This is a genomic window from Niastella sp. OAS944, assembly GCA_024809215.1.
Classification (GTDB): Bacteria; Bacteroidota; Bacteroidia; order Chitinophagales; family Chitinophagaceae; genus Niastella.
Genome location: JANUBW010000001.1, coordinates 761,250 through 783,179, shown reverse-complemented (window position 1 = coordinate 783,179; position 21,930 = coordinate 761,250). Strand labels below are relative to the sequence as shown.

19 protein-coding genes and 1 tRNA gene are annotated in these 21,930 nt (G+C 43.1%); 11 read left to right on the top strand and 9 right to left on the bottom strand.

All coding sequences use genetic code 11. The features are described from left to right. Positions 1-65: 65 nt before the first annotated feature. Together GGD38_RS03080 and GGD38_RS03075 are read left to right on the top strand one after the other, a co-directional pair. A complete protein-coding gene (locus GGD38_RS03080; protein WP_375299497.1) occupies positions 66-1,340 on the top strand; it encodes an LVIVD repeat-containing protein in 1,275 nt (424 codons plus the stop codon). A gap of 9 nt (positions 1,341-1,349) precedes the next feature. Continuing rightward, positions 1,350-1,946, top strand: a complete 597-nt coding sequence (locus GGD38_RS03075) for a hypothetical protein (protein WP_375299498.1) — start codon at positions 1,350-1,352, stop codon at positions 1,944-1,946. Positions 1,947-2,154: 208 nt separating this feature from the next. On the opposite strand, the gene queG is transcribed toward GGD38_RS03075, so the two are convergent. Continuing rightward, a complete protein-coding gene (gene queG / locus GGD38_RS03070; RefSeq protein WP_375303810.1) occupies positions 2,155-3,048 on the bottom strand; it encodes a tRNA epoxyqueuosine(34) reductase QueG in 894 nt (297 codons plus the stop codon). A 236-nt stretch (positions 3,049-3,284) separates the two neighbouring features. After that, a complete protein-coding gene (locus tag GGD38_RS03065) occupies positions 3,285-4,181 on the bottom strand; it encodes an AraC family transcriptional regulator (RefSeq protein ID WP_375299499.1) in 897 nt (298 codons plus the stop codon). 393 nt (positions 4,182-4,574) lie between these two features. Here GGD38_RS03065 and GGD38_RS03060 point away from each other — a divergent pair, with 393 nt between their 5' ends. The 3 genes from GGD38_RS03060 to GGD38_RS03050 all read left to right on the top strand — a co-directional run bounded on the left by GGD38_RS03060 (position 4,575) and on the right by GGD38_RS03050 (position 9,397). Beyond that, the gene (locus tag GGD38_RS03060; protein WP_375299500.1) at positions 4,575-6,053 is read left to right on the top strand and encodes a xylulokinase; all 1,479 of its coding nucleotides are present in this window, start codon (positions 4,575-4,577) and stop codon (positions 6,051-6,053) included. A gap of 155 nt (positions 6,054-6,208) precedes the next feature. Then, the gene (gene xylA, locus GGD38_RS03055) at positions 6,209-7,537 is read left to right on the top strand and encodes a xylose isomerase (protein ID WP_375299501.1); all 1,329 of its coding nucleotides are present in this window, start codon (positions 6,209-6,211) and stop codon (positions 7,535-7,537) included. Positions 7,538-7,768: 231 nt separating this feature from the next. Next, entirely contained in the window at positions 7,769-9,397 is a 1,629-nt protein-coding gene (locus GGD38_RS03050; RefSeq protein ID WP_375299502.1) for a sodium:solute symporter, read from the top strand. A gap of 54 nt (positions 9,398-9,451) precedes the next feature. Here GGD38_RS03050 and GGD38_RS03045 read toward each other — a convergent pair whose 3' ends face one another. Together GGD38_RS03045 and GGD38_RS03040 are read right to left on the bottom strand one after the other, a co-directional pair. Next, a complete protein-coding gene (locus GGD38_RS03045) occupies positions 9,452-10,000 on the bottom strand; it encodes a CAP domain-containing protein (RefSeq protein WP_375299503.1) in 549 nt (182 codons plus the stop codon). Positions 10,001-10,126: 126 nt separating this feature from the next. Then, a complete protein-coding gene (locus GGD38_RS03040; protein ID WP_375299504.1) occupies positions 10,127-10,420 on the bottom strand; it encodes a hypothetical protein in 294 nt (97 codons plus the stop codon). Between the two features lie 170 nt (positions 10,421-10,590). On the opposite strand from GGD38_RS03040, the gene GGD38_RS03035 reads away from it, so the two are divergent. Further along, positions 10,591-10,950 (top strand): hypothetical protein, encoded by a 360-nt coding sequence (locus GGD38_RS03035; RefSeq protein WP_375299505.1) that lies wholly within the window; start codon positions 10,591-10,593, stop codon positions 10,948-10,950. Between the two features lie 173 nt (positions 10,951-11,123). On the opposite strand, the gene GGD38_RS03030 is transcribed toward GGD38_RS03035, so the two are convergent. After that, the gene (locus GGD38_RS03030; protein ID WP_375299506.1) at positions 11,124-12,176 is read right to left on the bottom strand and encodes a serine hydrolase domain-containing protein; all 1,053 of its coding nucleotides are present in this window, start codon (positions 12,174-12,176) and stop codon (positions 11,124-11,126) included. A gap of 195 nt (positions 12,177-12,371) precedes the next feature. Between GGD38_RS03030 and clpB the strand changes: the two genes are divergently transcribed. Together clpB and GGD38_RS03020 are read left to right on the top strand one after the other, a co-directional pair. Then, positions 12,372-14,984, top strand: coding sequence for an ATP-dependent chaperone ClpB (gene clpB, locus GGD38_RS03025; RefSeq protein WP_375299507.1), 2,613 nt, complete (start codon positions 12,372-12,374; stop codon positions 14,982-14,984). 279 nt (positions 14,985-15,263) lie between these two features. Beyond that, positions 15,264-15,821, top strand: a complete 558-nt coding sequence (locus tag GGD38_RS03020) for a DsbA family protein (protein ID WP_375299508.1) — start codon at positions 15,264-15,266, stop codon at positions 15,819-15,821. Positions 15,822-16,334: 513 nt separating this feature from the next. On the opposite strand, the gene GGD38_RS03015 is transcribed toward GGD38_RS03020, so the two are convergent. The 3 genes from GGD38_RS03015 to GGD38_RS03005 all read right to left on the bottom strand — a co-directional run bounded on the left by GGD38_RS03015 (position 16,335) and on the right by GGD38_RS03005 (position 18,080). Then, positions 16,335-16,406, bottom strand: a tRNA-Cys gene (locus GGD38_RS03015). Positions 16,407-16,508: 102 nt separating this feature from the next. Continuing rightward, positions 16,509-17,729, bottom strand: a complete 1,221-nt coding sequence (locus GGD38_RS03010) for a sterol desaturase family protein (protein WP_375299509.1) — start codon at positions 17,727-17,729, stop codon at positions 16,509-16,511. A gap of 30 nt (positions 17,730-17,759) precedes the next feature. Continuing rightward, positions 17,760-18,080: a carboxypeptidase-like regulatory domain-containing protein gene (locus GGD38_RS03005; RefSeq protein ID WP_375299510.1), complete on the bottom strand. Its 321-nt coding sequence runs from the start codon at positions 18,078-18,080 to the stop codon at positions 17,760-17,762. A 390-nt stretch (positions 18,081-18,470) separates the two neighbouring features. Here GGD38_RS03005 and GGD38_RS03000 point away from each other — a divergent pair, with 390 nt between their 5' ends. Both GGD38_RS03000 and queD read left to right on the top strand, forming a co-directional pair. Further along, entirely contained in the window at positions 18,471-19,322 is an 852-nt protein-coding gene (locus GGD38_RS03000) for a DUF4382 domain-containing protein (RefSeq protein ID WP_375299511.1), read from the top strand. A 355-nt stretch (positions 19,323-19,677) separates the two neighbouring features. Beyond that, entirely contained in the window at positions 19,678-20,034 is a 357-nt protein-coding gene (gene queD, locus GGD38_RS02995; RefSeq protein ID WP_375299512.1) for a 6-carboxytetrahydropterin synthase QueD, read from the top strand. A gap of 112 nt (positions 20,035-20,146) precedes the next feature. On the opposite strand, the gene GGD38_RS02990 is transcribed toward queD, so the two are convergent. Beyond that, positions 20,147-20,578, bottom strand: coding sequence for a DoxX family protein (locus GGD38_RS02990; RefSeq protein WP_375303772.1), 432 nt, complete (start codon positions 20,576-20,578; stop codon positions 20,147-20,149). A 240-nt stretch (positions 20,579-20,818) separates the two neighbouring features. Here GGD38_RS02990 and GGD38_RS02985 point away from each other — a divergent pair, with 240 nt between their 5' ends. Then, the gene (locus tag GGD38_RS02985; RefSeq protein WP_375299514.1) at positions 20,819-21,871 is read left to right on the top strand and encodes a hypothetical protein; all 1,053 of its coding nucleotides are present in this window, start codon (positions 20,819-20,821) and stop codon (positions 21,869-21,871) included. Positions 21,872-21,930 lie beyond the last annotated feature (59 nt).

The window sequence follows — 21,930 nt, the reverse complement described above, 5'->3', positions numbered from 1 at the left end:
CCAAAATTTCGGTTGAAGGCAACGGTTGTTTCATGCGGTTTGTCAGTTAATAAAACGCTAAACTTATGAAACGGCAAACATTGCTGGTGTTACAGTTGATGATGACTGTAATACTGACCGTCTCTTTGTCTGGTTGCGATAAAGAGAAAACAACAAAAACCTATACCTTTTATACACCGGTTTATAAATTACTTCCCGAAGTGCGCAATGAGATGAAAAGCCGTCCGGCACGCGCATTGAAAAATCCCGGAAAGATCTACATTAATGGCAATTACATTTTCCTGAACGAGATCAATGAAGGTATTCATGTGATAGATAACAGTCAGCCTGCATCGCCAAAGAATATCGGTTTCATACCAATTCCTGGTAATGAAGATCTGGCGGCGCAGGGTAATATATTGTTTGCCGATTCATACAGCGATCTGGTAACGTTCGATATCAGCGATCCCCTAAATATAAAGGCTATTAATTTTGCCGATAATGCATTCCCTTACCGCAGCATTTATTATGGTTATACAGGCCCCAGGCCTAATAATGATTCCGTTAAAGTAACGGTAGACTGGATCCGCCATGATACAACAGTGCCATACAACCGTAATCCGGGCCCTGTGTATTATGATTTTCTTAGCTCTTCTTCTTATGCTGCTGCCCAGCCTTCAAAAAGCAGTGTTGGTATGGGTGGTTCTATGGCGCGCATCACTTTGTTGAACAATTATTTATATACGGTATCAACAAATGAACTGTATGCGTTCAATATTGCCAATCCCCGGGCACCTAAGTTTGTAAACAAAACGGTGATAGCCAATAACCAGGTTATTGAGACCATCTATCCATTTAAAAACAAATTATTCATAGGGGCTACACAGGGCATGTTCATCTATGACGTTTCAACACCCGGCAGTCCGGTTAGGCAGGGTCAGTTTACCCATGCCCGTAGCTGCGACCCTGTTATAGCAGATGATACAAAGGCCTGGGTTACGCTACGCTCAGGTACGCCCTGTGGCAATACGTTGAATCAGCTGGAAGTGGTTGATATTACAAATCTTGCAAGTCCTTCTTTAATAAAAGCATATCCTCTTACCAATCCCTTTGGTTTGGGTAAAGAAGGAAATGTGTTATTTATATGTGACGGAAAAGACGGCGTTAAAGTGTATGACGCTACCGATGCCAACAATCTTACGCTGCTAAAAAAGATAGATGGTATGGAAACCTATGATGTAATTGCCTTTAACAGCAGGGCATTGGTAGTGGCTAAAGATGGTTTATACCAGTTTGATTATTCCAATGTCAATAACATTCGTTTGTTAAGTAAAATAGGTTTGAACCCGAAAGTAGAATAAAATCCGGTTATGCAAAAAACACTACTGCTACTATTCGTATTTGTTACCGGGTCAATTTATACAGCCAGTGCACAGGAAGCAAAACAGGAACAGCCGGCCAAAAAAGGCTGTTCCTGTTCTTTCAGCTCTATCAATCAGGCTGGGGTGTTGAACGGTGCCAAAGGAGCTTATCTCACATTGCAATCTATTAACGGTATTAAATATAAAACCTGGTTTGCGGGAGTGGGCGTAGGGTTCGATGGTTACTATCGTTCGGGTTTTCCGGTGTTCCTCGATGTGCGAAAAGATCTGCTGAAGAAAAAGCAAACCCCGTTCCTGTATGCCGATGTTGGGTATCATTTTTTGCGCGATAAAAAAGACAAATTAAATGAATGGTACGAGAATACGTATAACGATGGCAGCATGTATACTGATGTTGGCATAGGATATAGGTTTGGTTTTTTTGGAAAGGACCGCTGGGTTATCAGCGCCGGTTATAGCTATAAATATGTAAAGTACGATTACAGGTATATCTGGGAGTGCCCTACAGCACGCTGTAACGACAGCTATATAACGGTAAAGAGCTACCTGCACCGGTATAGCATGAAGCTGGGTTTTCAGTTTTGAATACAGCTGAAAGCCCAAAGCAAATACAGAATACAGCTATAAGCTGTAAGCTGCAAGCTATAAGCGAATACAGCTTCGCAGACCAGGTACTAAACAACCTGTAAACTATCTGTAAACATGTCGCACTGAAACCCTCTGTCAACTCTATCACCTGTATCAACCTTTAAACTATTGATCTAGCTGCTGCACAGAAACCCTTGTTAACCCGTCAACTTGTTAACTTAATAAACTTTACATTTCTCTGTATACCCTGGAATTTAGCCCGCTTTAAAGGTGAGTGACGGAAGATCTGTTTAAACGCGTCTTCTGTAAGTGATTCCCATTCTTTGGTAGTGAAGTTGAGAATTTCAGGTATGGGCGTAAAACCCGCTTCGCTTGTAGGTTTGGCGAAGCGGTTCCAGGGGCATACATCCTGGCAAACATCGCAGCCAAACATCCAGTCGGCAAACTGTCCTTTTTTATCATCGGGCAGCAGCAGGTCTTTTAATTCGATGGTATAATAAGAAATACACTGGCTGCCATTGATCACTTTGCCTTCGGTAATGGCGCCGGTAGGGCAGGCTTCTATACACTTGCGACAGCTGCCGCAATAATCTTTGGCAATAGGATCGTCGTACTCCAGCTCGAGGTCAACAATGAGAGTGGCAATAAAAAAGAAAGAACCTTGTTGTTTGTTTATCAGGTTTCCGTTCTTGCCTATCCAGCCCAGTCCGCTTTTATGCGCCCAGCTGCGTTCCAGTACCGGGGCCGAATCAACGAAGCCGCGGCCCTGTACTTCGCCAATATGTTCGTTGATAAGCGCCAGTAAGGTGTGTAGTTTTTTCTTTATCACTTCATGATAATCATTCCCCCAAGCATATTTTGAAATATTGGGTGTGCCTTCCTGTTGGGTTTGTTGCGGATAGTAGTTCATCAGCACCGTGATCACCGAACGGGCGCCAGGCACCAGTTTGGTAGGGTCTATACGCAGATCGAAATAATTCTCCATGTATTGCATGTTGCCATGCAGGCCCTTGTTCAGCCATTGCTCAAGCCGCCGCGCATCTTCATCGAGTTGTTGGGCGCGGGCGATGCCGCAGAAATCAAAACCAAGTTCTCTTATGAATCTTTTGATCTGTTGGGTATGTTGTATCGTGTAGTTGATTGTTCTTAGTTTTTAGTTCTTAGTTCATTGTTCATAGTTCACAGTTCAGTGTTCTGAGTGGTTCAGTTATTCAGTTGTAAGTTTTGTAAGGCTTCCATCGCTACGCCTTTCCTCGTTAACCAGTCAACTTGTTAACTCTTCAACTCCTTGTCAACCTGTTAACTTGTCAACCTGTTAACCCTGTATTCCATTTCTCATTCCTCATTTAATATCCTGTTCTCATCCGGCAAATACGCTTCCTGCTCCTGAATACGAAACTTCTTCCTGAAACCCGATGGGGTAAGCTGTTTAAGTTTCAAAAATTGTTTATTGAAATTGGCCAGGGTATTGAACCCGCTTTCGTAACTTATCTCCAGCACTGATTTTTGCGTATCTATCAGCAGCTTGCAGGCATGACCTATTCGTACTTCATTCAAGAAATCGACATAGGTCTTTTTGGTACATTTTTTAAAATAGCTGCAAAAGGCCGGAACACTCATTCCGGCGGTAGCCGCCACATCGCTCAGGGCAATGCTTTCCTGAAAATTATCGATGGTGAACTGGAAGATCCTGTCTATACGATCTTTGTTCTTTGCCTGAAAGGTACTTACCTCTTGTGTGCTTACGGTTTCATATTCATGGGTGGTAGCAATAAGCTGCAGGCATTCGCATAACCTGATGATGCGGGCGAAACCCTGTAAATGTTCCAGTTCGGCTAAAAGGGGCTTTAATTGTTGCCGGGTGGCGCCCTGTATTTTCAACCCCTGCAAGGCCACGGAAAACAGTTTAAGAATGTTCTTGCTTTCGGGCAGCTGTATAAAGCCCGGTCCCCAAAAGTCATCGGTAAACTGAACCACAACGGCTGCCGTAATAAGGTCTTTATGGGCTTTTTGAAAGGTATGGGGCAGGTTGCTGCCCAGGAAAAACACATCATCGGTTTTGAACTCACCTATATAATTACCAATAAAGGCCGAGCCTTCGCCCTCAAGAAACAGGATCAGCTCATATTCAATATGCTGATGCCAGGGCACTTCAAAATGCGGCGTGCGGTAGGTGCGCGCCACAAACGAGGTGTTTTGGGAAAGCGGTAGCTTTTCAACAAGTGGTTTCATGCCTTTGGGTTCAAATGAACACTATATTAAGCAAAAATAAACATATCGCTTATCAATTATATTAAAATAGTTTAGGTTTTCGAAAATAAAGTGGTAGGCTATTTTATTAATATCCAATAATTTCGATTCTTCGATAAAGGTTTTTGGTTAACAAGGCAGCAGGTGTAGGGCGTAGAATCAGATCTCACTCGAGCTTGCTGCCTAATTTAAAATCACAAATTTCAAATCACAAGAACCAAAGAAATCTCAAATTTCAATTCACAAACCCCAAATAATAAATACAAGATCTCAAATTTCAGGACCTTTGTCATTTGATCTATCTCTTGGAATTTGGCTTTTGGTATTTCTTTTTTGGATCTTGGAATTTGGATCTTGGAATTTAATTACTGCCATATGCTACTCCTCGGAATTGATGTAGGTACCTCTTCTATTAAAGTTTCTGTCGTTGATGCCCAAACCCAGCAATGCAAAGCATCAGCTCAATATCCCGAAACAGAATCGCCCATTATATCGCCCCAGCCAGGTTGGGCCGAGCAATCGCCTGAAATGTGGTGGGACCATGTGCAGCAGGCTATTAAAAAAGCCCATGCAAGCAAAGCATACAACCCGGCCGATATTGGTGCTATTGGTATTTCGTATCAAATGCATGGCCTTGTAATGGTTGATGAGAACCAACAGGCATTACGCAATTCAATTATCTGGTGCGATAGCCGTGCAGTTGAAATTGGTGATAAAGCATTCAAAGCGATTGGTAAAAAAACAGCACTTTCACATTTACTGAATTCACCCGGCAATTTCACCGCGTCAAAACTGGCCTGGGTAAAAGAAGAAGAACCCGATACCTATGAAAAGGCGGTTAAGATCATGCTGCCCGGCGATTTCATTGCTATGAAAATGACGGGTGAAATAACCACCAGCATTTCTGCCCTGTCGGAAGGTATTTTCTGGGACTTCAAAAAAGACCGCATCAGCAAAGATGTGATGGAGCATTTTGATTTTAACGACAAGCTGATACCCAGGGTGCAGGATGTATTTTCAGACCATGGCCGCCTGAAAGAAAGCATTGCCGCTTCTTTATCATTGACCGCCGGTATACCGGTTACTTATAAAGCCGGCGACCAGCCCAATAATGCGCTGTCGTTAAATGTGCTGGAACCCGGTGAAGTGGCTGCAACCGCCGGCACCTCGGGTGTTATTTATGGCGTAAGCGATGAGCTAACGTATGATCCTGAATCGAGGGTGAATACTTTTGCACACGTAAACTATACTACCGACGAAAAGCGGTTGGGCGTACTGTTATGTATCAATGGTACAGGTATTTTGAACCGCTGGGTTAAAAATATTTTCACGCCCGCCATCAGCTATCAGCAAATGAATGCGGAGGCGGCAAAAGTGCCCATTGGCGCCGATGGCTTACGCGTATTACCGTTTGGCAATGGCGCCGAGCGCATGTTGAACAACCAGATCATTGGCGTGCATTTTCATCACATTGACCTTAACCTGCATTCACAGGCGCATTTGTTCCGCGCCGCACAGGAGGGTATTGCCTGCGCATTCCGGTACGGGCTGGATATTATGCGCGAGAACGGCATGAACCCACAGGTGATAAGAGCGGGCAAGGCCAACCTCTTCCTCAGCGATCTGTTTGTAGAAGCATTTGTAAATACCACCCACGTACCGGTTGAATTGTATAACTGCGATGGCAGCGTAGGCGCCGCCCTTGGCGCTGGTATAGGTGCGGGCGTTTATAAAACACCGAAAGAAGCTTTCACGCAATCCAAACCACTGACGGTTATTGAGCCATCGAAGAAGAAAGAGTATAAGGTGGTGTATGAGGAATGGAAGGAGTTGTTGGATAATGTGCTAATGTGATAATGGGAGGCAGTTAACAAGTTGACGAGTTAACAAGTTAACAAGGAGTTGAAAAGCAGATAATTGAGCGGCCCTTTCACGTTTCACGTTTGCCGTTTCACGCTGAGCTTATTAATAAACAAAAATATTCTCTCAAATAATAACAATCTTAGATCATGAACATAATCACTGGCGACAAAGAATTCTTCAAAGGTATTGGTAGCATCAAGTATGAAGGCGTGGAGAGCGACAACCCACTGGCCTTTAAATGGTATGATGCAAACAAGGTAGTAGCTGGCAAAACCATGCAGGAGCATTTGCGCTTTGCCGTTTGTTACTGGCATACCTTCTGTAACACCGGCGCCGATCCATTCGGCCCCGGTACAAAACATTTCCCCTGGGATGTGAACGCCGATGCTGTAGGCCGTGCAAAAGATAAAATGGATGCCGCATTTGAGTTTATCACCAAACTGGGCGTTCCTTACTATTGTTTTCACGATGTTGACCTGGTTGATGAAGGCGCTAACATAAAAGAATATGAAAGCCGTTTGCAAGCCATCGTTGACTATGCAAAACAAAAACAAAATGCCAGCGGTGTAAAACTGTTGTGGGGAACAGCGAACGTATTCAGTAACCCACGTTATATGAACGGCGCTTCAACCAACCCCGATTTTGCTGCTGTAGCCTACGCCGGCACGCAGGTAAAAAATGCATTGGACGCTACCATTGCACTGGGTGGTGAGAACTATGTGTTCTGGGGTGGCCGCGAAGGTTACATGAGCCTGCTGAACACCAATATGAAACGTGAACTCGATCACCTGGCCCGTTTCCTCACTATGGCGCGCGATTACGCCCGCAAACAGGGTTTCAAAGGCGTGTTCTTTATTGAACCCAAACCTTGCGAGCCTACCAAACACCAATACGATTTCGATAGCGCAACCGTAATTGGCTTCCTGCGTCATTACGGTCTCGATAAAGACTTTAAACTGAATATTGAAGTAAACCATGCTACACTGGCGGGTCATACTTTCCAGCACGAATTACAGGTGGCTGCCGATGCCGGCATGTTAGGTAGCATCGATGCCAACCGTGGCGACGATCAGAATGGCTGGGATACCGATCAGTTCCCTGTTGATCTGAATGAGCTGGTTGAAAGCATGCTCATCATCCTGGAAAATGGTGGCTTTGCAGGTGGTGGTGTGAACTTCGATGCAAAAACGCGTCGTAACTCAACCGACCTCGAAGATATCTTTATTGCCCACATTGGTGGTATGGACAATTTTGCCCGCGCCCTGGTGGTTGCCGATAAGGTTATGCAAAAATCGCCTTACCTCAAATTCCGTAAAGACCGCTATGCTTCTTTCGACAGTGGTAAAGGAAAAGATTTTGAAGGCGGTTTATTGAAACTCGAAGACCTGCGCGATTTTGCCATTGCCAATGGTGAACCTAAAATGATCAGTGGCAAGCAGGAGTGGTTGGAGAATATTATAAATCAGTACATTTAGTATAGAGGAATATTTGAGGATATAGTAATGTGAAGTAAGAGGTAGGATGTAGGAAGTAGGATGTAAGAAGTAAGAGATTGGATTAGTCTGAAATTTCTTTTGAATTTCGATAATCGGAGTCTTCATACTTCATACATCTTACTTCCTATTTCATTTTCAGGGGTTCACTAAACAAACCTTTGCCAAAAAAGGTGACTTATAATAACGATTGTCAAACTAAACACTTGCCATATGCATTTTCTTGGACCCATCGATTGGTTATTCATAGGCCTGTACATGGTGGTGATTGCCGCCATCTCAATTTGGTCTATTAAAAAAGCAAAAGATTCGCCGTCTGATTATTTTCTGGCCAACCGTAACCTTGGCTGGTTTGTAATTGGCGCCTCCATTCTGGCCTCCAACGTAGGCTCCGAACATATTGTGGGCCTGGCTGGTACAGCCGCCAGCAGCGGTGTGGTAATGGGCCATTATGAATTACACTCCTGGATCATTCTCACACTCGGTTGGGTATTTGTGCCCTTCTACATGCGAAGCATGGTATACACTATGCCCGAGTTCCTCGAACGCCGTTTCAATGCCGAAGCACGTTGGTTGTTATCTATTATTCAGCTTATAAGTTATGTAATAGCTAAAGCGGCCGTAACCATTTATGCCGGTGCGTTGGTGTTCAATTCCCTGCTTGGTGTCGACTTCTGGACGGGCGCCATCATTCTGGTAGTTGTTACCGGAGTGTATACCATTTTCGGTGGTTTGCATGCGGTAATGTATACTGAGGCCATACAGGCTATTGTATTGCTACTGGGTTCGGCCGTATTGTTGTTTATTGGTTTAGATAAAGTTGGCGGTTGGGGAACGTTGATGGAATCGTTGCCAAAGGAAAAGCTGAATATGTTCCCGCCGTTAAGTGATCCTAATTTTCCCTGGGCCGGTATTTTATTTGCGTCGCCGATAGTGGGGTTATGGTACTGGTGTACCGATCAGCATATTGTGCAGCGTTGTTTGGCGGCGCGTAATGAAAAAGAGGCGAGAAGAGGTACCATCTTTGCGGCCTACTTAAAGCTGATGCCGTTCTTTATATTCATGATACCGGGCTTGATTGCCTATGTATTACATAAGCAAGGCAAGTTAGAAATGACTGACGCTGATGTGGCATTTCCTACACTGGTAAAAGAGATCATGCCGGTTGGTTTGCGCGGTTTGCTGGCAGGTGGGTTGCTGGCTGCGCTTATGAGCTCGCTGGCATCGGTATATAATGCCTGCTCTACCTTGTTTACAATGGATATTTACCAGAAAATGAAACCTGAGGCTGAAAGCCGGGAGCTGGTACGTGTTGGCCGTATTGCTACTGGTGTGGTTGTACTGTTGGGCATGATCTGGATCCCGTTGATGAAAAATATTTCAAAAGGCTTGTATAGTTATTTGCAAAGCGTACAGTCGTACCTGGCGCCGCCTATTGCCGCTGCCTTTTTGCTGGGGGTATTTTCAAAACGTATCAATGCAAAGGGCGCTTACACAGCCATGGTAGTAGGTTTTATTATAGGTATATTAAAGCTGGTATTTGAATTATTGCAGAAGTCCCTTGGGCCGGGTTTGTTGTACGATTTTGCCACCATGAACTTCTTATACTTCTGTATTGCGCTGTTTGTATTTTCGGTGGTGTTGATGATCGTTGTAAGCCTCGCTTCGCCTGCACCCGATGAAGCGCATTTAGAGGGCCTCACCTTTGCTACTACGGTAGCTGAAGATAAAAAAGCTTCCCGTGCAAGCTGGAATCAAAAAGATGTGTTGTTAACGCTGCTTGTACTGGTGTTTATCATTGCCGTATTTATGTACTTCTCGCCATTGGGTATTGCGAAGTAAGTGGCAGTTAAATTATATTGCATGTGCCATCCTTCTGGGTGGCATTTTTTTTACTTACTGGTTGTGTTTGGCTAAAATAATACAGGTGTAGCTTTTGTATTTGCTTCCATCACTTTTAACAAAACCGATACCTATATCATAAAGTGAAGTATCCAATTTAGTAATACCCAGCAAATGATTGCGGTTGCTTTTGTTGGTATCATTCTTATCGATGATCAACGATTTAACGGCCTCTATACCCAATTCATCACCTGAGCTGATAGATTCATAATAACTTAAGCTATTATAACCGCTTTGATCAATAAAACGATTGATGCTATAACCTTCGGGCGTAAGATGGCCGAAATAGTTGCGTTTGGCCATATCCATTGCTTTTGCTTCGGCTACTCTGGCCAGTGTATCGTTCCAACGCAAAGGACCTTTGGTAATGGGCAATTGGCCATTCAGTTGTAGTTCCTGGTAGTATTTTTCAGGGTTGCTTCTGATGGTGTTTATCAATTGAAACGCCTGTTGTGCTTCATCTTTTAATATAAAGGGATTGTTGTTGTACAGGAACGATAGCAATAGCATCGCCACTGGTACCATGTATGATATCACTTTCATAAGAGTACGGTCTGGTTACGGAATATATTTCTGTTATCTTAAATATAAGCAATCCTGTTCGGTTTTGCAATAGCCCCTAAACCAGAATGCATTGATTTAACATTGCGTAAGCCTTTATCAACTAACTCACTTTTCGTGGTAAAAACCCTCTTCACCTGTAGCAAGCGATTGAATAGTAATATCATTATTACTGCCCAGCAGGTCGCCGGAGCTCATAACTATAACTGCAACAGGCACATCGCGTTTTAAAATGGTATCACCGTTAAAGCTAAAATTCTTGTTATCAAACTGCAGCTTGTCGCCCAGGCGATAGCCGCCACCATAAAGCCATTGGTGGTCTTTAATATGTTCGGGGCTTAGTGTAGTGCAGTGGGGTAGAAGGGGGATACAAAGGATGGATAGGATGGAGAGCGTTTTCATAAGTAAAGACGTTTGGTTACAATATTAAAAGCAAGAACCGGGCCGGTTGAATGGTGAGTGATAGTCGCTATTGGTAATAGGTGGTTTTGCGTATTTAAGATAATTGTAATGTCAGTTGTTCCTGTGGGTTGCCGATAGCAACTATTTTGGATGCACCAATAACTAACTGTATGAAAAACCGCTACACATCATATGTATCTGCAAGTATTCTTGCAATACTGATAACCGCCGGTTTGGCCAATGCCCAAAATACCATTACGGTAAGCGGGGCAGGTACAAGTGCTGTAAATGGTACTTATACTTATGCAGGCACCTTAAACAGCAGGCCCTATTATACATATGGCGTCTATACGACTAAGTTAAAAGTGTTTAATACTATGGGAGCTGAAGTAACTACGCTGATCAATAAAAAACTGGAGGCTGGTAATTATACCGTTTTATTTGATGGCGCCTCATTGCCGGCTGGCGTATATCATTATACGTTGCAATATGGAAAAGAAAAACTATCAGGCACTATGTTGCTGAAGTAAATATATTGGGTTAACCCAAAAGATAAGGACTGATGATGAACAACTGGGTGTTCCGGGAAACCGGGCGCCCTTTTTGTTAATGTGATAATTAGCTAATGAGATAATGTGATAATGAAATACAAGGCTACAATTGCCTTTTCATTATCACATTATCGAATTATCACATTATAAAATTATTTGCAGCCTCCGCCAATTGCTTCATCTACAGCCGCTTTAAACTGAATGGCAAGATCTTTCTTTTGTTCGTTCACTAACGACTTGGCAAAAATGATGGCAGCGTAATTGCGGCATTTGTCAATATACGGCCAGGTGCCAAACAAACCCGGGCTGCTTACCACAGTACTGTTGCCATTGGCGTCTTCTTCCTGTATCCATTCGCCTAAACCATAATGAAATCCTTCGGCAATTTTGGGAACAAACTTCACCGGCAGGTTGGTAAACTGTGGTTTCTGCATTTCTTCAATAGATTTTGCACTCAGGATCTGTTTGCCTTCAAACATCCCTTTGTTCAGGATCATTGACAAAAAGTTTATATAATCGTTGGCTGTACTGCGGGCGCCGCCACTGGGGTTGGGCGCATTTCCGTTTTCATTCACAAAGGAGGTGAACTTCATTTTCAGGGGGCGCAGTAATTTGTCCTGTATAAGGCGGTCGAATGGTTTTTTACTAACTACCTCAAGTACCCGGGCGGCAATATTGAGCCCAATACCACCATAGTGAAATTCGGTGCCGGCATTGTTTGAAATTTCTTTGGCGGCAAGGGCGTTCACTTCTTCTTCAAGGTTAATGTATTTGCTGCGTTGAAGAGCTTTTACAAGCAGGCTTTTTTCTGTTTCAATACCAGTAGTATGCGCCATGCACATGCGAATGGTAATATAACTTTTCATGTATTTGTCAAAAATGGGCAGGTATTTACTAACCGGGTCGTCAAGTTCTATTTTGCCTTCATCAACAAACATCATTACCAGGGCTGCTGTTAGCCATTTACTGCAACTGGCAATAGGGGCCTGGGTCTTTGCATTGAATTCGCCCAGCTCTTTGGAGTGTATCACCTTACCATCTTTATAAATAAGGGCTACCACATCATTGCCCAGCAATTTCTGGTTCTTTTGAAGCAAGGCATCGGCCTGGGTAAAATCGCTTTGGGCAAAGGAAAACTGAAAGAATAACAGGAATGCGGATAAAATACTGCAACTGAGGCAGATGGGGTTTAATTTTAATGACATAAATGCATGAATTTAGGCCTGGATTATGATTTGCAGGGAATATACCGTTATTGAAAAAAATAAAACCGGTTGAACCGGATCACATATTTGTACGTTCAGTAATATAAAAGGGTTGGTGAACCAGCTATTAATTACGAGAACTGTATTTAATTATCACATTAGCAAATTATCACATTAACTAATTAATACGCTATTATGAACTTAGGAAATTTTACAATAAAGGCTGCAGAAGCTTTTCAACAGGCACAACAATTAGCGTTTAATTCACAAAGTCCGAATATTGAAACGGAGCATGTGCTAAAAGCGTTGCTCGACCAGGAAGATTCACCGGTTGAATATCTTTTAAAAAAGAACAATGTAACCGTTAATCTCCTCGAAAACAAATTACAGGAGCAAATAAATAAACTGCCTAAAACAAATGGTGATGCTGCGCAAATGGTTAGCCGGGAAACCAACAACGTAATCCTGCGCGCCGGCGCCGCATTAAAGGAGTTTGGCGATGAATTCATAACGCCCGAACACCTGCTGCTGGCCATTGTTCAGGGCAACGATTCAACCGCGCGTTTGCTGAAAGAAGCCGGTTTAAGTGAAAAAGGATTGGTGGCAGCTGTAAGGGAATTACGTAAAGGCGAAACCGTAAACTCACAAACACAGGCAACGCAATTTAACGCCCTTAATAAATATGCCCGCAATTTAAACGACCTGGCCCGCGGTGGCAAGCTCGACCCGGTAATTGGTCGCGATGAAGAGATCCGCAGAACACTGCATATCCTGAGCCGCCGTACAAAGAACAACCCGATCCTTGTAGGTGAGCCGGGCGTTGGTAAAACGGCCATTGCCGAAGGTATTGCACATAGAATTGTAAATGGCGACGTACCCGATAACCTGAAAACAAAAGTTATTTACGCGCTCGATATGGGGCAATTGATTGCCGGCGCTAAATACAAAGGGGAGTTTGAGGAAAGGCTGAAAGGCGTAGTGAAAGAAGTGACCGACAGCAATGGCGAGATCATTTTATTCATCGATGAAATTCATACCCTGGTAGGGGCCGGTGGCGGCGAAGGCGCCATGGATGCGGCGAATATTCTTAAACCCGCACTGGCGCGTGGTGAACTGCGTGCCGTAGGCGCCACTACCTTAAATGAATACCAGAAATTTTTTGAAAAAGATAAAGCTCTTGAACGCAGGTTCCAGAAAGTAATGATAGATGAACCATCGGTTGAGGATGCAATATCTATTCTGCGTGGGTTGAAAGACCGTTACGAAACGCACCACCATGTGCGCATTAAGGATGAAGCCATTATTGCGGCAGTGGAATTATCGAGCCGGTACATTACCGACAGGCATTTGCCCGATAAAGCCATTGACCTTATAGATGAAGCAGCGGCGAAATTGCGGCTCGAAATGAATTCCATGCCGGAAGAGCTGGACCATTTGGTACGACAAATACGTCAGCTGGAGATAGAACGCGAGGCTATTAAACGTGAGAATGATGAAGACAAACTGAAGGCACTGAATACCGAAATAGCCAACCTGAGTGTTGAACGCGATACGTTAAAAGCAAAATGGCAGGAAGAAAAAGAGCTGGTTGATAAAGTGCAGGATGCCAAGGCACAGGTTGAACATTTGAAAATTCAGGCCGAACAGGCTGAACGTAATGGCGATTATGGTACAGTTGCTGAAATACGCTATGGCAAGATCAAAGAACAGGAACAGTTAATAAATGACTATTCGCAGCAGCTGAATGCCATTAGTGAGAACAAACGGTTGATGAAGGAAGAAGTGGATGCAGAAGATATTGCCGAAACAATAGCAAAGTCTACAGGTATTCCGGTGAGCCGCATGTTGCAGAGTGATAAAGAGAAATTATTGCAGCTGGAAGAAAAACTGCACGAGCGCGTTGTGGGTCAGGATGAGGCGATAACAGCCGTAGCCGATGCTATTCGCAGAAGCAGAGCGGGATTGCACGATCCCAAAAAGCCCATCGGTTCATTTATTTTTCTGGGAACAACAGGTGTTGGTAAAACAGAGCTGGCAAAGGCCCTGGCCGAGTACCTGTTCGATGATGAAAGTATGATGACCCGCATAGATATGAGTGAGTACCAGGAAAAACATACCGTGAGCCGCCTGGTGGGCGCTCCTCCCGGTTATGTAGGATATGAAGAAGGCGGACAACTTACCGAGGCTGTTCGTCGTAAACCATATAGTGTGGTGTTGCTCGATGAAATTGAAAAGGCACACCCCGATGTTTGGAATGTGTTGTTACAGGTACTCGACGATGGTCGCCTTACCGATGCCAAAGGCCGTGTGGTGAATTTTAAGAACACCATCATTATTATGACCAGCAATATTGGTAGCCATCTTATACAGGATGCGTTTGAAGATGTTAAAGAACAGGATGTAGAAAAGGCAACGGAAAGGGCTAAGGTTGAAGTGATGAACCTGCTAAGGCAAACCATAAGACCCGAGTTCCTGAACCGGGTCGATGAAGTGATCATGTTCCAGCCATTGTTGAAAAAACAGATCATTGGAATTGTGCAGATCCAGTTGAACAGTTTGAAAAAACAGGTGGCTGAAAATGGTATCGATCTGCGGTTCAGCGATTATGCACTCGAATACCTGGCAGAGCAGGGATTTGATATGCAGTTTGGCGCCCGGCCGTTGAAAAGGCTCATCCAGAAAGAGATCGTTAATCCATTGAGTAAAAAAATACTTGCAGCAGATATTGATAAAAGCAAACCCGTTATGGTCGACGTATTTGATGGAGTGGTAGTGTTCAGAAATGAAACCCCCGAGAAGGTGAAGTAAGAAGAATTAAGGACTTGTTAAAAGAAAGGAAAGTTAGGCCGGTTAAAAACCAAATGGAAGGTACAATGTTATATAAGATGTGAGTGAGTTAGATCTTGTGAGCACGAGCCTGTCAGGCATGGAACGGGGCACTTGATTTTGGGGAAAAGGCCTGACAGGTTTTGATAGGATAGGAAATTGATGATGTATGAACTTGAACCAGGGCCACTCTGCTGATAAGTAGAGTGGCCCTTTTCAATTTTGTAATAACCGCTAAAACAAAATGAAAGAGGAGTATATATGCCAATTAAGAATGATAAGAACAAAGAGATCATTTCAACCAAGGGACTATGGGCCGGCGACCCCCATGCGCCGGTAAGTATGGTCTTTTATGGTGATTATGAGAGTGAGGAATGTGCCAAAGTACACCGGGTAATGATGAAACTGTTAGAGTCGCATGGCAAGAAGGTAAGACTTAATTACCGGCATTTTCCTATGACGCAAATACATCAGCATGCACATAAGGCGGCCGAAGCGGCTGTTGCTGCTGCCCAGGAAGGCAAATTCTGGGAAATGCATAACCTGTTGTATGCGCACAATCGTAGGTTGGGCGCCATTAGTTTACGGGAATACGCCCGGGAAGTGGGAGTAACCAGTAAGAACTTTCTGCCCGACCTGGTAGAAAGTAAATACGGCTGGACGGTTCGTACCGATCTGTTGGAGGCGCTTGACAAAGGCATTAGAAGCGTACCAACCCTGTATATTAATGGTGAAGTGTATGATGGAAGGCTGAGTCAGCCCGAAATATCGAAGGCTATAGATTCAGCATGTAGTGAGGTAAAACGGAAGCGGGCATAAAAGGTCGAAAGTATATATCGGGGGTGTTGTTTTTACAACACCCTTTTTAGTACCTGATTATTGACGAGGGCCGCCATTTTACCCAAAAACGCCATAAAACAGGGGCACTTTTAAAAAAAAATAAAATTTTTTTTTGTTTTTTTTGATTTTAGGTTGAGGTATTAGAAAATGATGAATTTTTCGGTTTTTGTTGTTTTAAATGAATTCTACATAAATAAGTAAGATGTTATTTGGCCTAATGTTGAAATTTTTGATTCTGTTTATGTGAATTAGTGAATATGTAAATTTGTTTAATGTATTAGCTTTAGGGGGTGTTTTGCGGTATGTTGCGCGCTAACGTTTGTTCATTTCAAATTAAAAAAGAAACTTTGGTTAACGATTAAAACAATAACGATTGCCTGTTCATAGATGCTCCCCGCCAGGGAGCTTTTTTTATGCCCATACATAAAAAAGAAGGCAGTGTAGAAACACCGCCCTGAATGAATGAATGATTGCTTGCCATATGAAAAACAGCAGTTACGGGTGGATTCGAACCACCGTGGGAGGGTTTGCGGTCCTCCGCCTTTCCTTCTCGGCCACGTAACTCATTTATTACTAGTGGCTAGTGGTAAGTGGCTAGTAGGGTTTAAATTCGCGACTCACGGTTTCCTTTTACCGCCTGTATTCCCACTTGCCACTCGCCATTTACTACTCGCCTGTGTAAACCCAACGCAGATACCAGTTACGGATGTTCTCGAAATACCAGGTGAATAAGATGGCTGCAGCCGGTATTAGCAATATGCTGTACCACCAGCTTGAATATGCTATCATAACCCCAATGGTAACGGTAAGCAGCCGCAGGAACTCGAGGTATACCACCCATTGCTTTTGTTCCATAATTGCCCCGCAATTGATGAGCGTAAGCAATAAGGCAATGGTAATAAGCACCTGTTGATGTGCAGGCAGATATCTGTCAAAGAGAATAAATACAAACAGTAAAACCAGGCTTAACACAACTTGCCATACCACATAACGGTTCAGTGGCTTATCAACCGGTACATCATTTTTCTGCACCAGCAGTTTTTCCTCTGCATGCTCGCGAAATTGGGGGTCTATAAGGTCGGGCCGGCCAAAGATCAGTTTCAATTTATTGAGGGTTCCTTTGGTTTTCCGTGCTGCCAAAAACAGCTCGGCAAGGAAGTGAAAGTGCTGCCACAAAAAACTATAACTTTTCAACGGGTGGGTTAGTCCATATTCGATCTTCACATCATCTTCCTCTTTTTGAAATGTACCAAACAGTTTATCCCATATAATGAACACATCGCCATAGTTCTTATCGAGGTACTTTTCATTGCTTGCATGATGCACCCGGTGGTGCGAAGGCGTAACCAGAATATATTCCAGCAGGCCCAGTTTTCCTATGAGCTGGGTATGTATAAAGAATGGGTACAACCCATGCACCAGTAAAAGACTGGTTATCATAGAAGCCGGAAAACCCAGTATAGGAAGTATTGCCCAAAAACCCGTACGCACAAAAGCCTGGAATACGGTTATACGGGCCGATACGGTATAATTAAAATCTTCACTTTGATGATGCACTACATGCACTGCCCAAAACAAATTGATCTCATGCGCCAGCCGGTGATACCAATACCACAGAAAATCGGTACATAGCAACAGGATGATCCATAATAAAATGCCCGGTTCAATATGAAACAACCCAAAGTTTTTTTGCAGGTAGTCATAGATGAAAAAGAACAAGCCGGTTACCCATACATCGAGCAGGCGCTCTGCAATTCCAACGCTGATATTTGCTATGGAATGGTGCAGATTAAAAACGGGCTTTTTCTTTTGCCGGGCAATAAAGAACTCCAGTGCCATAAAAATCAGAAAGAAAGGCACTGCCAATGCAAGCAGATTCAATTTCATAACCTGTAAAGATTGGTGCGGATATTTGCTTTATTGTTTAGGATCAAGTTTAATGAGCTGATATTGTGAAGCATCCGTGATACGGATCTTCTTTTGTTTATATATTGGATGTTCAATTACAAGTGTCACTGGCAGGTCCTGCCAGGTTGAAATAGTAAAGGTGCCGTTGCTTTTTGACAGGGCTTCTTCTTCCCCTGAGGTTATATAGATATAAACATTTTCAATTGTTTTGTCGGTAGCGCTGTTCTTAACAGTTCCTGCTATTGTATGCGGCCGGTCGGGATAGATCTCTGACGTATGTAAAATAAATGCCGGTAACGCAATAAGCAAACTGCGATGTGTGCGGTTCATACTGCAATATTTTGATGTTTGGAAAAGGTATACTACTGCTTTTTTATACCAGTCAACATCGCTCTTTTGAATTATACAATTGCATGATGGTTAAATCTACCACAATGATAGGGTATTTATTTAAGTCTACAAAAAAGGTGGACTAAAAATTTATAAAAAGGGGAAACATCGCTAATCGGGTTTAGACCGGCGCCTTTGCGAAAGGTTTAATCAGGACGGGCTGTTTTTTTGAAAAAAGTGATGATTTTCCCAATGAAAGCGGGTGTACGTATACGAGGTAATTGGGTTGGGTAAATGCAAACATTTATACTTGTGTGTTTTGGTTACACAGGCATGGTAATTGTTAAACCTCTGTTGAAATGTTTTTGATTAAAACAAAACAAGCAAATCATGAAATCAATGGGAAACCTGTTTAAGTATGTAATGGTTGTTGCCGCCGGAGCAATCATTTTTTTTGCCTGCTCTAAAGATAAGTCAGACAATACAACTGTGCCTGCAGGTAAGCAATCTTTGGATCTTTATTTAACCGACGGACCTACTGATTATTTCGACAAGGTATTGATCGATATTAAATCGGTAAAGGTGTTGGTTGATACCTGCGATAAAACGCGCAGCCGTCGGGATTGGGACAGTACTAAAAAATGTTATATCTGGGATTCGCTGGCTGTAGCGCCAGGTGTATACGATCTGTTGTCTTTACGTAATGGCGTTGATACCTTGTTGGGCAATGGTTTGGTAACCGATGGTACTGTTCGTAAAATAGTTATCACGCTTGGTACAAATAATTCTATTGTTAAGGATAGCGTTAACTACCCGCTTAACCTTTTCAATAATCAAACTACTATTACCATTAAACTGTATGGTCATGAGTGGGATAATTATTCAAGCGGTCACTACCGTTTGTGGCTCGATTTTGATTGCGGCCGTTCTATCGTTCGCCTGCGTAATAACGAGTTCTATCTGTCGCCGTTCATTCGCGCATTTATTATTAAAGAATCAGGTGCTGTAAAAGGTATTATTAAACCGGTAGATGCAAAACCCATTATTTCAATTTTAAGTGGCACCGATACCGCTTATGCATTCCCATGGAAAGATGGCCGCTTTAAAGTGCGTGGCCTTGAGTCTGGAACATATTCTGTATATGTTAATGCCGGTAATGGTTATAAGGATACTACCATCAGTAATGTTTCGGTAACTGTTGGTAAAGAAACCGATCTGGGCACCATTACGCTACATAAATAGTTATTTCGAAAAACCCATAAATAGACCCTGGCGACTATGTTTGCCGGGGTTTTTTGTGGGCTTGAGGTAAGGAAATACAGGGGTTGACAGGTTAACAGGTTGACAAGTTAACAAGGAAGTTGAAAAGGTGATGAAGGTGATAATGTTGATAGAGGGAATACAGTTAATGAGTTAAGTTGACGAGGAAAAAGGCGAGCGAAGCGAGACCTTATGAAACTTACAACTGAACAACTGAATAACTCAAAACAGTGAACTGAGAACTAAAAACTAAGAACTGACCATAAACGTGAACTCGCCTGATAGGTATCAGTTTCTTGTAAGAATTCTTTAGTAACTTTGCGGCTTCAATTTATTTATGCTGCTTTATAAAGAATTTACGTTCGATTCAGCCCATTTTTTACCTAATGTGCCCGATGGGCATAAATGTAAGAACATTCATGGCCATACCTATCGTTTACGTGTGTGGCTAAAAGGCAAGCCCGATCCCCAATTCGGCTGGATCATTGATTTTGCGGAATTAAAGAAGATCATAAAACCGGTAGTAACTCAATTAGATCATAAGCTGATGAACGATATACCTGGTTTGGAAAACCCTACCTGCGAGTTAATTGCAGTATGGATCTGGGACCAGCTAAAGCCAGCCCTGCCCGCCATGCACCGTATTGAATTGCATGAAACGCCTACCTCAGGAGTAATCTATGAGGGGGAATAGAATGAGTGTACCTCAAAAGAATATGAAGTAAGAAGTAGGAGGTAAAAATAGAGAGCGAGGCTCAAAATTCGGGTTCTTCATACTTCATATTTCCTACTTCGTACTTCGGCCGTCAGGCCTGGTGTTTGCTGAAGAAATTGTCGAGCGAAATAGGCCCGCCTCCTTCTATCAGGAACACTATAAGTAATAATAGTATGATGAATGCAAATGGCAGTTCGAATGAGCCAAATGCATCCCGTTGGGTATTAACGAATATAATGGCGCCCATTAGTATGGGTATTTGCAACAACACAGCCCAGCGGGTCAATAGCCCAATGATTATTAAAAAGCCTCCCAACAGGTGCGACCAGGTAATGAAGATCACCATCCAGTCGGCCCGGTTGGCAACAAGGCTGCCCCTTACCAGGTCTTCAAGTGTTTGTGTATTTACCAGGAAAAAAATGCCTTTAAAGAAGAGACAGATACCTAACGCAACGCGCACCACAACCAGCCAACGGGGATGATGTGCGAGGCTCCACCGGTTAATTTGTTGAAGCGTACCCATGGCGTAACATTTAAAAGAATTAAGATCTGTTCTATAAAGTTACACTGGTTTGTTTATAACGCACCGGTTGAGGCATTAAAATTCGAAATGTCAAAGCATTGCTAAAACGGGTCAACTTCCAAAATATATTCACATATAATAGCGTTGTTATCAAATTACCCGATCTTTACTCTTTCCGTAGAGCAACGTATGAATCATCAAAATAAGGCCTGGTGGCCTTCTGTTAAAAAATCAATTACCATGAAGAAATCTGCCCTTATTTGGACAGGTGCACTATCTGTACTTTCTCTTTCTACACTATCATTTAGCATGTGCAAACCCGGCGGTGCAAAAGCTGAAACGGTTCAAACCGCAGGCGAGGAAAAGGCCGGGGTGAAAAGTGACACTGACGCTGTAAAACCTTCACTTCCACCACTTGATACGGCTTTATTTCATGCAATGCTCAACAGGAACGCCAATGGCGATTCAAGCGGTAAATGGCCGGTAAAAGGCGCTTATCCATTACCTGGCGCCATTCTTCCTTTTAAACGTGTTGTGTCGTATTACGGTAATTTCTATTCAAAGAAAATGGGTGTACTGGGTGAATACCCCGAAGATGTGGTTATTGAAAAATTAGGTAATGAAGTTAAAAAATGGAAGGCTGCGGATACGGCTGTTGATGTTATTCCGGCCATTCACTATATAGCGCTTACTGCACAGGGCAGCCCTGGCGATGATGGCAAATACCGTTTGCGTATGCCTGCTGCTCATATTGAAAGGGCTATTAATATGGCCAATAAAATGAACGCCATTGTGTTCCTTGATATACAGGTTGCTTTAAGTACGCTCGAAGAAGAAGTGCCAAAGCTTGAAAAATGGTTGAAGTTGCCAAACGTTCATTTTGGAATCGACCCAGAGTTTTCTATGAAGACCGGCAAAAAGCCTGGTTCCGTTATTGGCACCTTTGATGCTGCAGACATCAATTGGACTTCTAATTACCTGGCCAAACTGGTTAAAACCTATAACCTGCCGCCCAAAATACTGGTTGTGCACCGTTTTACCCAGGCTATGGTAACCAACTATAAAAACATCAAATTACAACCTGAAGTTCAGGTAGTTATGGATATGGATGGTTGGGGACACCAGGCTCGTAAGTTCAACACCTACAAACAGTTCGTTTACAAAGAGCCTGTACAGTTCACCGGCTTTAAGATCTTCTACAAGAACGACTTGCGCGAGGCTAACAGCCACGTATTGCAACCAGCTGAAGTATTGAAATTAAAACCTCAACCGATCTATATTCAGTATCAGTAATAAGGGTTGAGAATAATATAATAAAGAGCCCCGACGGTTGCCGTCGGGGCTTCTTTATG

Bases quoted from the DNA above. Each gene is read 5' to 3' on its own strand.
- GGD38_RS03080 (WP_375299497.1), top strand. From the start codon at position 66: ATGAAACGGCAAACATTGCTGGTGTTACAGTTGATGATGACTGTAATA.
- GGD38_RS03075 (WP_375299498.1), top strand. From the start codon at position 1,350: ATGCAAAAAACACTACTGCTACTATTCGTATTTGTTACCGGGTCAATT.
- GGD38_RS03065 (WP_375299499.1), bottom strand. From the start codon at position 4,181: ATGAAACCACTTGTTGAAAAGCTACCGCTTTCCCAAAACACCTCGTTT.
- GGD38_RS03060 (WP_375299500.1), top strand. From the start codon at position 4,575: ATGCTACTCCTCGGAATTGATGTAGGTACCTCTTCTATTAAAGTTTCT.
- xylA (WP_375299501.1), top strand. From the start codon at position 6,209: ATGAACATAATCACTGGCGACAAAGAATTCTTCAAAGGTATTGGTAGC.
- GGD38_RS03050 (WP_375299502.1), top strand. From the start codon at position 7,769: ATGCATTTTCTTGGACCCATCGATTGGTTATTCATAGGCCTGTACATG.
- GGD38_RS03045 (WP_375299503.1), bottom strand. From the start codon at position 10,000: ATGAAAGTGATATCATACATGGTACCAGTGGCGATGCTATTGCTATCG.
- GGD38_RS03040 (WP_375299504.1), bottom strand. From the start codon at position 10,420: ATGAAAACGCTCTCCATCCTATCCATCCTTTGTATCCCCCTTCTACCC.
- GGD38_RS03035 (WP_375299505.1), top strand. From the start codon at position 10,591: ATGAAAAACCGCTACACATCATATGTATCTGCAAGTATTCTTGCAATA.
- GGD38_RS03030 (WP_375299506.1), bottom strand. From the start codon at position 12,176: ATGTCATTAAAATTAAACCCCATCTGCCTCAGTTGCAGTATTTTATCC.
- clpB (WP_375299507.1), top strand. From the start codon at position 12,372: ATGAACTTAGGAAATTTTACAATAAAGGCTGCAGAAGCTTTTCAACAG.
- GGD38_RS03020 (WP_375299508.1), top strand. From the start codon at position 15,264: ATGCCAATTAAGAATGATAAGAACAAAGAGATCATTTCAACCAAGGGA.
- GGD38_RS03010 (WP_375299509.1), bottom strand. From the start codon at position 17,729: ATGAAATTGAATCTGCTTGCATTGGCAGTGCCTTTCTTTCTGATTTTT.
- GGD38_RS03005 (WP_375299510.1), bottom strand. From the start codon at position 18,080: ATGAACCGCACACATCGCAGTTTGCTTATTGCGTTACCGGCATTTATT.
- GGD38_RS03000 (WP_375299511.1), top strand. From the start codon at position 18,471: ATGAAATCAATGGGAAACCTGTTTAAGTATGTAATGGTTGTTGCCGCC.
- queD (WP_375299512.1), top strand. From the start codon at position 19,678: ATGCTGCTTTATAAAGAATTTACGTTCGATTCAGCCCATTTTTTACCT.
- GGD38_RS02990 (WP_375303772.1), bottom strand. From the start codon at position 20,578: ATGGGTACGCTTCAACAAATTAACCGGTGGAGCCTCGCACATCATCCC.
- GGD38_RS02985 (WP_375299514.1), top strand. From the start codon at position 20,819: ATGAAGAAATCTGCCCTTATTTGGACAGGTGCACTATCTGTACTTTCT.